We start from the raw sequence: 13,050 nt of genomic DNA, 5'->3' as shown, positions 1-13,050 counted from the left end.
AGTGTGCCATGCATGGTTCAATCTCCCCATGCGACCGATCGACCTCCGCTCCGACACCGTGACCCAGCCCTCGAAGGAGATGCGTGCCGCCATGGCGGCCGCGGAGGTGGGGGATGACGTGCTGGAGCGCGACCCCACCATGGCCCGGCTGGAGGGCTGGGTGGCGGAGCTGCTGGGCATGGAGGCGGCCCTGTGGGTGCCCTCGGGCTGCATGGGCAACCTCATCGCCCTGATGCTGCACCTCAAGCGGGGGGACCGGTTCCTGGCGCCCGCCCAGGCCCACGTGCTGGGCTCCGAGCTGGGCACGGCCGCCTGGCTGGCCGGCGGCATGCCCGAGGCCCTGGCTTGGGAAGGGGGCCCCGGCCGGCCTACCCCCGCCCAGGTGACCCGGGCCGCGGGGACGCCCGGCCCCTACTACACCCTGCGCACCTCCCTGCTCTGCCTGGAGAACACCCACAACTTCGCCGGCGGCGCCGTGACGCCGCGGGAGGAGCATCGCGCCCTGGTGGCCGCCGCCAAGGCCGCGAAGCTGGCGGTGCACCTGGATGGCGCGCGGATCTGGCACGCCGCGGCGGCCCTGGGCCTCCCGCCCTCCGCCCTCACCGAGGGCGCGGACACGGTGCAGGTCTGCCTCAGCAAGGGCCTGGGCGCGCCCATGGGCTCCCTGGTCTGCGGGTCGAAGCCCGCGGTAGCCGAGGCCCGGCGGCTGCGCAAGATGCTGGGCGGCGGCGTGCGCCAGGGCGGCGTGGCGGCGGCGGCGGGCCTAGTGGCCCTGGACTACCTGCCCCGCATCGTCGAGGACCATGCCAAGACCCGGCGGTTGGCGGAGGGGATGCGGGCCTTCGGCATCACAGCTCCCGCGCCCGAGACCAACATCCTGCTGGTGCCCGTGCCTGACGCGGCGGCGGCCCTGGCCGCTCTGGAAGCCGTCGGCGTCCGCGTCCTGCCGGTGGGGCAGGCCATCCGCTTCATCCCGCATCGGGACATCGAGATGGACGACATCGAGGAGGCCCTGCGCCGCATCGAGCCCCTGGCCCATCTCCTGCGGACCGCCTGACCATGAAGTCGAGGCTGGCCCTCCTGGCCCTCGCGTTGGCCGCCTTGGCGGCAGGCGGGTACTGGCTGTACCAGGAAGGGTTGGTTCCGGTCCCGCTGGCCCCGGGCGAAGCCCTGTTCGTGCCCGGCCAGCCCGAGTTCGGCGAGGACGAGGCGGTGGTGGAGGCGCTGCTGCCCGCCGGCCCGGGCCTCGAGGCCTTCCTGGTTGCCCAGTCCGACCTCGCCTTGCTCGTGAGGGCCGACGGGACCTGGGCTGGACAGCTGCTGTCCAGCCTGGAGCGGTCCAGGCACGGGCGGCGCTGGCGCCTTGGGGTGCGGCCGGGCTGGCGGCTCCAGGATGGGACCCTGCTCGATGCGCCCCGGATGGCCAAGGCGCTCGGGCCCGAGCTGGCGAAGCTGGGGGGGAGCGCCCGCCCGATCGATGGCGAGACTCTGGACCTGCGCTTCAAGGTCCCGCAGGTGGGCCTGCCGGACTTGCTCGCCCGCTGGCGGGTCCCCGGCAGCGGCCCCTTCGTGAGGCAGGGGATGACCCTGACGCGCTTCGAGCGGTTCACCCCGGGCCGGCCGGGGCTCGCTGGCATGCGGGTTGCCACCGACCCGGCCCTCCTCGAGAGCCGGGCTTGGGCCGAGGGTCTGGCCGCCCGCCGCTGGGCCTGGGCCGTGTTCCCCGGGCAGGTCGCCCCCGAGGACATGGCGAAGGTCCGCCTCGCGCCCTATGACGAGTTCCGCATGAAGGACGGCACCGTGTGGTTCCTCTCCCGCCGCATGCGGCGCCTGCGGCCGGATGCCTCGGACTGGACCCGTACCCGGCTCTTCGGCGCTTGGCGGAGCAGCACGGAGCTGCCCTACGACCCCCTGGGGTTCTGAGCCTATTCCAGGTTGGCGGACTGCTCCCGGATCTGATCGAGCGCGCCCTTGGCTTCCATGACGGCGCGAGTCATGGCGATGCGCTTGCACTTGCTGCCGGTGGTGCTTTTCTTGTTGCCTGTCGTGTCGGTGAACGCCACTCATGGCACTTCTCGATTTTTGTTAAGAGATGTTAAGAAAATCTCTCGCGCCTTATATTGATGGAAAATTGTGTATTCTGTTTTTTTTCGCCTTGCAGTTACCTCGGTTCCCCTGAAAGGATCGGGTTGTCCCCTTTTTGATTTATGTGTTCAGGCAAGAATAAGTATTTCTAATTTTTGGGAATAAATATATTAAAGATGTTTTCTGTTTTAACACGGGCCTCGTTTGCCCATATAACTGCTGCAGCAAACCTCCGGGACCGCAGCCAAAGAAATCAGGGAGTCTCACAGGACGGGATGGCTACCACCGGAGAATGGGCAAACCCAAAGCTTTGGGTGACCTGTTTGGCGCTTTTGTGGGGCGCCCAGGGGAATGCCCTCCCTGCAGCCCCGAGGGTCTCTTCCGCTGGAACCCAATCAACCCTGCGGCTCGCAACTTTCGCTGGAACCACTTCTCCCCTCCGGGCTGGGGCGCTGGCCTCGACTTCGCTGCACTTGGTAGGGCTCCGCCTGACAGCTCCGACAAACCGCATCGACGTTCCCAAGGGCGCCCCGTTTTCGGTTCCTTTGGGCATGTGGATCGGAGATCACCAAGCGACGCCGACGGAAGTCTCCTCGTGGGTCCCCGTAGGCGCCACGTTGACGGCTACCTTGACGGGACCGGGGATCCCTTCGCCCTTGATGGTTTCCGGGAGCCTAGCCACAGGACTGGCGCTCCCGGCTCTCGCGGCCGAAGGCGATTTCACCTTGTCGAATATCCGTCTGGTCAAGGATGGATCGACGGTGGTGGAAGCTGACCCCAAGACCGTCGCCATCCATTGCCTAGGCGAAATCATCATTTCGAGCGTGACCTCTACTCCCATGACCATGCAGGAGTTGCGGGATGCGGGCGTCCAGCTCCAACCAGGCGACTACGAAGGACGCCGCTTCACCATGGCGTTGGCCATCGGAAGCCAACAAGTGAGCCTCACGGTGCCCGTGGCGGTACCTGTTTACAACGGCCTGGAGGACCCCCGGGGTGGTGGGGGCGAAGTAGGCCGTCTAGAGATCACGGGGCTTACGGACCGCCTAGGGCTACCGGATCTTTCGGTGGTCGTGGCCGACATCACTCCAGAGAAGGATCCCTTCAGCCTCAGCCGACCTGCCATCAGCCATGTGCTTCAGCACAATTTCAAAGCCCTCATTGTCATTCCCGGCAGCATCGGCTACCTACACCAGTTCTACAAAGCGAATCTGGTGGTCTTTAACGCATTGAAGGAAGGTTCTCCCTTCCAGATCACCCACCTGAGCGCCACCCTCAATTTGCCACTAGGCGGGGACGGTGCAGTAGGCACCTTGGACGATCCCCTGCGTCTGGCTCAGCGGGATGGCGAAACGGATGCCGTCACCAAGCCTGTGCGTGGCCCCGGGGTCGATGGAGTCGCGGGTTCGGGCGAACCGCTCCTTTTGGCCGGCCAATCTGGAATGGCAACGTTCTTCGTGGAAGCCCTGAAGGAAGGGGCCCACCAACTCAATTTCGATATCCGCGGGCAGTTCGAGGGCGGTGGCCTGTCCGAGCCTGTGCCCCTCCTGGGCCACGCCCAGGGCAAACTGCTGGTCCGGAATCCGAACTTCAGCATGGTGCTGGTGCACCCCGACGTGGTCCGGCGGGGTGAGGAATACCTCTTAGAAGCGCGCCTGACCAACACATCGACGACGTTGGCTAATGGTGTGACCGTCACTCTGGACCGCTCCCGCCTGGGAAGCGTCAAGCTGGTGGAAGACCTCAATGCACCCGTCGATACGCTGAACCCTGGCGAGACGGCGGTCTTCAAATTCAAGCTGCGGGCCCTGCGCAACGGGGAAGTGCGCAGCTCCTACCTCTACATGGAGCAGGGCACCATCGGGTTCCAACTGACCACAGGCCTGGGGGAGCGGAACATCCGCTTGAATCCCGATACGCTGGTGCTGCCGCAGACCCTGGAGGGCCGGAATGGCCTGCCGCTGCCCCTGAGGGAAGCGATGTTGCGGGTGTTGGGACAGGCCTACTCGGTGGCGAGCACCAAGGGGGCACTGCCACCGGGAGTGTTTCCGATTGCGATGAGCGCGGTAACCGGGCAGATGGCTCAGGATCTCTCGGAGCAGGGTCTCTTCCTCAAGATGGGCATCGACAAAGCCCGGGTGTGGATGCGGCTGTGGGAGATGTTCATCCAGAATCCTGATGCAGGCTTCGATCAGCTGGTGCGAACCACGGATGCAGGCCGTGAATTGCGCGAGGCCTTCATGAACGCGTGGGCTTGGGCGGATCCGAACCACCTGATGCCTGAACGCTTGGGGGAGATGATCGGCTGGAACAATGCCTTCGGTGCGATGTCCGCAGCCGTGGTCGAGGGGGCTCGCCCTGGCCTCCGGTTGGAATTGCAGGACGCCATGGGCAACCGGATCGTTTCCGGCGACGTGATCGCAAAGGATCTGCCTTACCTGCCTCAATCCCACGCCGCCTGGGGCGGCACGGAATCCCGGCATTGGATCAGCATGCCCTCCCCTACGCCGTGGGCGCGACTGACCTTGGTGAATCGCGGCTTGGAAGCCCAATCTCTCCGTTTGGCCACCGCGGTGCCGGTCGTTGGCGGGTCGCCAAGCGATAACCTCTTTGCGTTCGACCTGGCGGTGGGTCAGTCGGTGGTGATCACCTTGGGCGAAGCTCGCGAAGGGGCGGCCGTCCTCCTTGCTTCCGACGGGACCCTCCTGGGACCCGTCTATTCCACTCAGACCGACGATCTTCGAGTGGAACCATTCAAGGTGCTGGCGGTGCACCGCTATGACATCGAACTGGATCCGGCGGCGACTCCCTACGGAACCCAGGTGATGATGCTGTTCAACCGGCCCATCATGGCCTTGAACCTGCCTTCGGGGGATGAAGGGTTCAACGCGGCGAAGGCTCTCGTACAGGTGGATGCCAACGCGCCATGGAAGAAGGTCATGCCTCTGGATCCCGATACGGGAAAGGCGTCGCCACCGCCACCCGCACTGTTCAAAGCCTCTGCGAGGGCGGCGAGCCTCTACCTGGAGCGTCCCGTGGGGCCTTACGTGCCTCGGCAGCTCACCCTCGCTTCGACGTGGACGGATGCGCAGGGGAATGCCCTCACCGGGGACCTGTCCTGGCCCGTTCTCTGTGGCGATGTGCCTGGTGGCGCCCTGGTGCGGGGAAAGGTCCGCAAGGCCAATGGCGCTGGATTGCCGGCAAAGATGACGTATTGGTACCAGGCAGGCTCCCAGATTGGGAATGTTGATTTGGCCACGGGCTATGCTTTCCTGGATGAGGAAATCCTCACCCACTACGCGTTGGTATCCAACTTCGATACCGGGGCGGATGGTTCCTATCAGCTGGATTACGTTCCCGAGCCCGTGAGTTTCGCCATCGGCCCCATGCTGCTGAAGGGCGCCACGGCCGAGGGCACCGCCTGGGCGCAGGCCTCGGTGCTTGGCAACGGCCAGCTCATCGAGATGGATCTGGTGCTGGAGGGCAAGGGCAGCGTGGATGGCTACGTGCTGAGCGCAGCGGGAGCCCCGGTGGCCGGAGCCCAGGTGCAAGTGATCCAGGAACAGCCTTCGAACCCGCTAACCCAGGGCACGGGAGGCGGGACTTTCTCTCAATCTACAATGACGGATGCCGATGGCCACTACCGAGTGGACAACCTCAAGACCGGGGTCTTTTCCATCCGAGCCTTAAAAGGTCTCTTTGGCGCCGCAACCAGCAACGAGATCTCCCGGGATGGAGAAACTGTACATCAGAACGTCGTGCTGGAATCACCCGTTGGAACCCTCAGAGCCAGATTGCTGGACACTTCAGGCCAGGTGGTGCTCACCCAGACCATTCGTCTGGGAATCGCCTCGGGTCTGCTGCGGGGCGGCAATTCTGCCGACAGCCTTGTTTGGCCGGAGCAGACCACTCCCGGGGTGGATGGATGGGTGACGTTCTCGAACGTGCCTGCCGGGGACGTCGGCCTGATGGTGCCGTATTTGCCACTGGGCACCGTGTCGGATTGGCGGGGCTTTCTCGAACCGGGTATGGCCCAGGAAATCACCCTCAAGATGCTGCCCCCCGCGGAGCAGGCCTTCGCCCACTTCCTGGTAATCGATGCTGCGGGGAATCCAGTTCCGGGCGTCTACCTTTCAGAAAGCCCACGAGCCACCGATCCGACCTTCGCCATCACCGACGAAAACGGTGCGGCTCCGAGGCGCCCAGTGCGGAGTGGGCAGCCCTTTCTGGTCTACGCCTATCACCCAGGATGGCCCGGCACGACTCAGAGCGAGAGTGTGACCGTTCAGCCCGGTGAGGACCGGTTGGTCCGCACCATCCTGCCGCCCAGAGGCACCCTTCATGGCACCGTCAAATACCCGGATGGAACCCCCGTGAGGGGGGCCTATGTGGCCATTCCCCCCGTTTTCGACGATATGAAGCGGAACCGGCTGGCCATCACAGATGCGGCGGGGGCCTTCCTTCTTCCCAATGTGCAGGTGGGGAGTCCCTTCCGGCTGGCGGCGGTGGGGCCCGAACTCCGAACGGCCATGGCGCCCATGAACATTCAGGTGGCCGATGGCCAGAACCTGGACCTGAACCTGATCCTCCCCTTCGTGGGCAAGAACCAGGTCAGTGGTGTGATCTACCAGCCCCTGGAGGGCGCCCAGAAGATACCCGCCATGGCCCAGGTATGGGTGGATGGACTGCTACCGATCATTGCCCCTTCAAATTACGGTACTGGCGATTGGGGGCTGTTGCGCAGAGAAACTACGGGGGCCGCGTCCACGGGAGTGGAAGGGAAATATACCTTTAATGGCCTGCCTCAGGGGACCTACACGCTTCACGCCAACAGCGATCTCTTCCCGGTGGAAGTGAAATCAGGTGGGGATTTCGCGGACAAGGCGAACGACGCCCAGATCCGCGACATCTACCTTTCCAGCAGCTTCGCGGGAGAGCTGAAAGGCGTCATCTACCAGCGCGATGGTCAGACCCCAGTGGCGCCGGAGGTACGGGTACGCCTCATCGGGGGCACCATCGGCGAGCTCATCATCTTCACCACCGATGGCGGTAAGTACCATTTCCCGAAAGTGATCCCGGAAGGCTGCTACAAGCTGCGGGTCGAAGATCCTGTCAGCGGCGACATCACTGTGGCCAGTGTGGAAATGAAGAAGGAGTCGAGCCAGGTCAAGAACCTGCGCTTATGGGGCAAGGGGACCCTCTCCGTGAAGGTGCAGGACAGCTTCGGCCAGATCCTGCCCGAAGGGGTGGTGACCCTCATGCATAGCAAGAACGTGAACCTTGGCTGTCCCAATGCGCCAGTGCTGGATATGGACGACCTTCCTCCCATGACCCAGAAGCTCAAGCCCGAGATGGCAGGCGAACTGATCTTTGAAGATCTCTTGGAAGGTTCCATCTCCGTGGGTTTGAAGAATCCCACAGGGCTACAGGGCACGGCCTCGGTTTCCATTCCCGAGGGAGGTGGCAACGCTGAAGTGGTGGTTCGGCTGCAACCCGTCGGCGACGTGCTCGGCACCCTGTATCGCGCCGATGGCAGCCTCGTTTCCGCTGGCCGAGTGGACGCGTACCAGGGCCGCCGCTGGTTGGGTGTGTCTCCCACGCGCATGGATGAGGTGAATGGCCGGTTCCGCTTCCAGGTGTTGCCTACAGGGCCCATCACCCTGGAAGCTTGGGATCCTGATAGCCGGCAGATGGGCAAGGGCGTGGTCAACGTGGTCGCTGGCCAGACCACGGAGGTAACCATCACCACCCACGACAAGGGGCCAGTGGTGGTTACGGTCATTCAAGAAGGGCAAACTGTCGTCGGCGCGGCCATCCGATTGGCCTATCAGGGTGGGGATGCTCTGGATTTCAGTACCGAGTCCACCAGCGACGCCGACGGGAAGGCCACCTTCTACCTGCCACCTGGCGACTACGCTGCCACGGCCACGGATCCCCTCAGTTTGGCGACCGGCAGCGTGTCGTTCTCGCGCGACGTGGACCAAGGGGAGATCCAAACCTCGATTACCCTGCAAGCCGTGCGATCGCTCTGGGCCACGGCAGTGCCGCCTCCGGGCGCCCCGGCCGGTTTCTCGCTTGAAGGCTGGTCTCTGCGAGATAACGCCATGGGCCGCCTGGTGAAGCTGGATGCTAAGGGGCAGGGGATGCTGCGGGACCTTCCTGTGGGAAACCGTGCCCTCACACTGACTGACCTTCGTGGACGTTGGCGGGGAGACTTCACGGCCACCCTGACGCCAGACGGAGGAGCGGTGCAGACTCCCACGGCCCCCATCCAGGCCACCGCATATGGCAATCTCGAGGTGACGGTTTTGGACGGTCACGGCCAGTTGGCACCCAATGTGGCAGTCTATGCCAGCGGCGGGGGAACCATCGACACGGATGGCAGTGGCCTCGCGCGGTTCTTCGGCCTTCGGGCCGGAAACCTCAACATTTGGGTTGCAGGGGCATCAGGGACTGCGCTGTTGCAGCAGGAAGACGAGACCGTACGGGTCAAACTCCAGTTGCCTCCCACGGCCTCGATGCATGGGACCGTCTTTGACGCCTTGGGCCAGCCCATGCCCTACATGCTCGTGAGTGCCGGGACTCTTCAGACTGCCACCGATGGTCTCGGACAGTTCCGGGTTTCCGGCCTGGGCCTGGGCACCTACACCGTGACGGCCCTCTCATCCTCAGGGCGGCGGGCTGCAATCAGCGTGACCTTGGACCAGGCAGACCAGGATGCAGAAGTCCGCCTCGACTTCCCGCCCCAGGGAAGCCTTACGGGTACCGTGAGGGATCCGCTGCGAGCCACACCCCCGCCCATCCACGTCATGGTGTATCTGGCTGAAGGCGGCAACCCGGTCGGCGATACCTATACCGACGTTCAAGGTGTTTTCCGTTTCTCGTTCCTTCCTGCAGGCAAGAACCTGCGGGCGGTTGGCATCTTGGATGACGGGCGGACCGAAGTGTTCAGCCAGATGTTCGCCTTAGCCCCACAGGAAGGCGCCACCCAGAATCTTGCTTTGACGATTCCTTCTCTCGTGAACGTAAAGGGATGGACGCTCGATCCTGTCGGCAACAAGATTCCCATGACTGTCCTCCTCCTGGATGATCAGGGCCGGACCCTCGACAAGGCCGTGACCACAGGGGACGTTTTCGATCCTGACCATCCGACCTTCTTCTTCCGCTACCTCCTGTCTGGCCATCGGTACCGGTTGATGGGGCTTCAGGAGACGACCAGCCTCCCCATCGCCTACCTCGACTACACGCCTACGGGAGACAAGGAACTGGATGAGCTGGTCCTTCAGGCCCAGACGCGACGTGCCGTGAAGGTGCAGGCCCGTTACCCCGATGGAACTCCAACCCCCGGGCCAGGCCACTTTGTGATCACCTCCCAGAGCATTCTGGGTGGGCGCTGGGAAGGCAGTCTCGGCTCCGATGGTTCCGCCTTGATCCAGGACCTGCCTGAAGGCCAGGCGACCGTCTCACTCACCGGTCTTCCCAATCAGCCGGCCCTCAGCACCACCTTCACTATTCCGTCCCAGAATGCGGTCTACGACGTGGCCGTACCCGCAATGGGTTTGGGCACCCTGATCACGAAAGTGCAAACCGTCTCGGGCCGGTTGCTGACAGGCGGGGTCTTGACTGCCCAAGGTCCGAATACACCCAGATGGACCGGAGTGGCCCAAGGCGATGGTACCTATCGCCTGGAGGGTGTATGGATCGGCACGCCCTTGAGTCTCCAGGCCACCGGTTTCGGCTTGGTGGGCAATGCTCCGGTGGCGACCCTTGCCCAGCACGGTCAGCAACTGTCCGTGACCTATCCAGCTCCGGATCAGGGGATCCTAGGCGGTGTAGTGCGTGATAGCCGGGGCATCCCTGTGGCGGGCGCCATCGTCAGCACCGCAGGACGCACCACCACCACGGATGCCGCCGGTGCGTACCGGCTCAATAATCTCACCTTGGGATCCTACGGCCTCATCGTCACGGTTTCGAACCGTGTGGACCGGGGCCTTGGCAATGGCACTCTGGTGTCGGACGGGCAGACCCTGACCTTGGATGTGGCCTTGAAGGGCACTGGAACGGTTGTTATCAAGGCCACCAAGGCTGATGGCACCACTCCCATCGTCGGCACCTCCATATCCCTCCTGAACACCAGTCCATGGACGGATGGCCGCGCACTCACTGCGCCAACGGATGTCAACGGCATCGCCACTTTCTTGACTGTCCTTGAAGGCGACGTGAAGGCCAGCGGCACCTTGTTGGGTTCATCCCTGTCCGCTTCAGGCTACCTGCAATCAGATGGCTCACTGGCGTTGAGTCTGACGGCCCTGCCTGCGGCAGTGTCCGTGACCCCGGCAGCGGTCAATGTCCTCAGAGGCCACACTCAGGTTTTCACGCCGAATGTCACCAACGCCGAAAACCGGGCCGTGTCCTGGAACATCCAGGAAGGCCCCGTCGGCGGATCTATCACCACCAGCGGCGTCTATAGCGCCCCGGCAATTGCTGGCACCTTCCACGTGGTGGCCACCAGTGTTGAGGACCCGGCCAAGCAAGCTACCGCGACGGTGACGGTCCCCTCGGTATCCATTGGAGTTTCACCGACCAGTGCCAGTGTTCTGATGGGCTACACCCGGCAGTTCACCGCCACCGTGAGCAACGCCGACATCCTCACGGCCACCTGGGGCATTCTGGAAGGCGCCGCGGGTGGATCTGTATCCACCACGGGCCTCTATACCGCTCCAAACACCGCGGGTACCTATCACGTGGTGGCAGCGAGTGTGGATGACCCCACGAAACAGGCCATCGCCACCGTCACGGTGACGGTGCCACCCCCGGTGGTGGTGGGCATCAGCCCAACCGCCGCGACCCTCCTGCCTGGGGGCATGATCACGTTGACATCCACCGTTACCGGATCTACCAACACCTTTGTGGATTGGAGCATCCAGGAGGGCGCCACCGGTGGCACGGTGGTTGGCGGAATCTACACTGCGCCGGTTGCACCTGGCACGTATCACGTGGTTGCTACCAGCCAGGCCAACCCTGCCAAGGCCGCCACGGCCACAATGACCGTCCAGGCGGTTGCACCAGTATCCATTTCCGTTAGCCCAGCGACCTTGACCCTGGCTCCTGGTGCCATCGGTTCCTTGAAGGCCGCTGTGACGGGGACCACCCAGCAGGCCGTCATCTGGACCATCCAGGAAGGCGATGCAGGCGGCGCCATCAACTCAGCCGGTTTCTACACTGCACCCGCCGCGATCGGCACCTACCACGTGGTGGCCGCCAGCCTTGCAGACCCCAAGAAGACTGCGGTGGCCCTGGTGGTCGTGTCTTCCACACCTCCGGCCCTCGACCTCTCCGGAGTCTATGCCACCAACCAAGGAACCCTGAAGCTCTTCCCGGCAGGCTCCAGCTGGTACGGCCAGTGGATCAATGGTGGCGCCGCTATGGAAATCCATGGGACCTTCGCCAGCCAGGTGCTATCCGGAACCTGGATAGCTCCCGCCCAGGCAGACCAGGGGCAATTTGCCATCACCTTCAGCCCGGACGCAGCGACCTTTTCCGGTTCTTATGGACGAGGTACCGCCCAACTGGGAACGGCCTGGACAGGCACCCGTCAGGAAGGTCTGGTTGCGATCTATCTCACCCCCTCTTCAGCGGCGCTGAAAACTTCCCAACAGCTCCTGCTCACAGCCCTTGTGACGGGGGCAGACCCACGCGTCCAGTGGTCGGCCGACGCTGGCACCGTGGATGCCACGGGCCTCTATACCGCGCCTCCCAAGGGTGGGGTCCACCACATCACCGCCACCTCCATGGCAGATCCTGCTCAACAGGCTGTTTGCACGTTGGACGTGTCCTCTGACGGGCAGTTGGATGTGGCGGGGACCTACCAGACCAACCACGGCACGCTGAAACTCTACAAATCTGGCACACAGATCCTTGGCGACTGGGTGAACACGAGCAATGTCGCGATCCAGGTGAAGGCCAGCCTGGTGGGTTCGGTTCTTTCAGGTTCGTGGACGGCTCCTTCCACCGCCGATCAGGGGCAGTTCGTCATCACCTTCGCTCCTGACGCCGGTTCATTCACGGGCACCTGGGGCCGGAACACCGACCAGCTCGGCAACATCTGGACTGGCACTCGCCAGGCCGGCGTGAGCATCAAGCTCCTCCCCGCTGCTGTCGGCCTCCAGACTGGTTCATCGTTTGGCTTCCAGGCGCTCGTGGCAGGCACTCCGGATACAACTGTGGCTTGGTCTGTCCAGGAAGCGGCAGGCGGTTCCATCGATGGCAATGGCTTCTACCAGGCTCCCACCGTGCCTGGCGTGTACCACGTCATGGCTACATCGGTGGCAGATCCCGCCAAGTCTGCGATAGGTGTCGTATCCGTAACGCCCGATGGCCAGCTGGACATCACGGGCACTTATCAAACGAACCATGGAACCCTCAAGCTCTACAAGTCCGGTGCCCAGATCCTGGGTGATTGGATCAACGCCAGCAATGTCCAGATCCAGGTTAAGGGAAGCCTCGTTGGCGCGGTGCTATCTGGTGGGTGGACAGCCCCATCCACCGCCGACCTTGGCCAGTTTGTTCTGAGCTTCTCGGCAGATGGTTCCAGCTTCAGTGGCACCTGGGGCCGCAACATGGACCAGCTCGGCAACACCTGGACTGGCACTCGGCAACCTGGTGTGAGCGTCCTGATCACGCCCGGCACAGCCACCCTCCGGACCGGGGCGGCCCAGGCCTATTCCGCATGGGTGGCCGGCACGACGACGACCGCTGTCACCTGGGCCATCAGGGAAACGGGTGGAGGTTCGATCGACGTCAACGGCCAGTACACCGCTCCCGCCACCGCGGGCACCTACCACATCGTGGCAACCAGCCAGGCGGACAGCACGAAGTCGGCGACAGCGACGGTGGTGGTGACGACGGATGCGGTGCTGGAGGTATCGGGGACCTATGGATCCTACTCATCGGCCTATGGCACGA

Annotated in this window: 4 protein-coding genes; 3 read left to right on the top strand and 1 reads right to left on the bottom strand. The window is 63.7% G+C overall.

Features of this window, described 5'->3' with window-relative positions:
• Positions 1-28 precede the first annotated feature (28 nt).
• Together G398_RS0114680 and G398_RS0114675 are read left to right on the top strand one after the other, a co-directional pair.
• Positions 29-1,057, top strand: coding sequence for a GntG family PLP-dependent aldolase (locus G398_RS0114680; RefSeq protein WP_026854155.1), 1,029 nt, complete (start codon positions 29-31; stop codon positions 1,055-1,057).
• A 2-nt stretch (positions 1,058-1,059) separates the two neighbouring features.
• Entirely contained in the window at positions 1,060-1,923 is an 864-nt protein-coding gene (locus G398_RS0114675) for a periplasmic substrate-binding domain-containing protein (protein ID WP_026854154.1), read from the top strand.
• A gap of 2 nt (positions 1,924-1,925) precedes the next feature.
• Here G398_RS0114675 and G398_RS20530 read toward each other — a convergent pair whose 3' ends face one another.
• Positions 1,926-2,063: an endoribonuclease YicC domain-containing protein gene (locus tag G398_RS20530; protein WP_084512803.1), complete on the bottom strand. Its 138-nt coding sequence runs from the start codon at positions 2,061-2,063 to the stop codon at positions 1,926-1,928.
• Positions 2,064-2,810: 747 nt separating this feature from the next.
• Here G398_RS20530 and G398_RS18840 point away from each other — a divergent pair.
• Positions 2,811-13,050: carboxypeptidase-like regulatory domain-containing protein (locus G398_RS18840; RefSeq protein ID WP_211229103.1), on the top strand; the 10,240-nt coding region annotated here is incomplete at its 3' end.

Source organism: Geothrix fermentans DSM 14018 (genome assembly GCF_000428885.1).
Taxonomy (GTDB): Bacteria; Acidobacteriota; Holophagae; order Holophagales; family Holophagaceae; genus Geothrix; species Geothrix fermentans.
The sequence above is the reverse complement of the archived record's forward strand: the minus strand, read 5'-3'. Positions and strand labels throughout refer to the sequence as shown.

What these genes read in the sequence shown, in the direction of transcription:
- G398_RS0114680 (WP_026854155.1), top strand. Translation starts at nt 29, where the DNA reads ATGCGACCGATCGACCTCCGCTCCGACACCGTGACCCAGCCCTCGAAG.
- G398_RS0114675 (WP_026854154.1), top strand. Translation starts at nt 1,060, where the DNA reads ATGAAGTCGAGGCTGGCCCTCCTGGCCCTCGCGTTGGCCGCCTTGGCG.